This is a genomic window from Treponema sp. R6D11, assembly GCF_054786075.1.
In genome coordinates this window covers 1-724 of the sequence record NZ_BDHD01000601.1, presented here as the reverse complement: position 1 = coordinate 724, position 724 = coordinate 1, and the positions used below count along the sequence as shown (strand labels likewise).

Annotated in this window: 1 protein-coding gene; it reads right to left on the bottom strand. The window is 39.0% G+C overall.

Going from position 1 to position 724, the window contains the following annotated elements; all coding sequences use genetic code 11:
* A partial coding sequence (locus ACYVTD_RS14960) for a hypothetical protein (RefSeq protein WP_461248508.1) occupies window positions 1-724 on the bottom strand: 724 nt, incomplete at both ends.

Below are 724 nucleotides of genomic sequence, written 5' to 3'. Positions count from 1 at the left end.
CTGATTGCGCTGCATAAGTTACTTTTTCCCCATTCGCATCTGTTTGTCCGATAGTATACCCGTCTCTGTACGCTTCATACCCAAGTACCACGCCAAGAAGATATTGATCATCTCTGCTCATGCCTTTTTCATAACTGGCAAGATTTATCACTCTTTTTCCGTCCTCATTAATTGTGGTTTCAGCAAAATAATCCCCTTCAGCTTTGGTATTGATTATTGCCTTACCATTTAGTATATCACATAATTGCTCTTTTTGTCTATTATCTCCGTAGCCGTATTGGACGCGTAATGCTATTAATGCGTCAAAATCATTTTCTTTTCCATAATTGCTTATTTTTGTATTTATGTTCCATACTTGTGCGCCTTTGTAAGCAGACACCAGATTATCAATGCTGACATTTGCGCCGCCTGTTCCGATGCTCATATTTACGCCGTCATGCCCAAGATGAAGCTCAAGAAGTCCGCTATTGTATTTATTTTCCGTAAATGAACTTAAGTTTAACACATTCAAGGTAAAATCGTTTCCTAAAGCATAATTTACCCCTTGTCCCGCAAAAGAGCCGACAAGCTCGTTTAGAGTTTTAAGATCGTTCTTGTTTAAGTTATTAAAACCTTCCAATTTTTGTGACTCTATTCCGCTATTGATAGCTTTTAATCCGGTGGAGGTAAATGAGCTTGCCATAGATGTTAGCGCGCTGTTAAGCGTTCCTTTCATGCCTGTGTT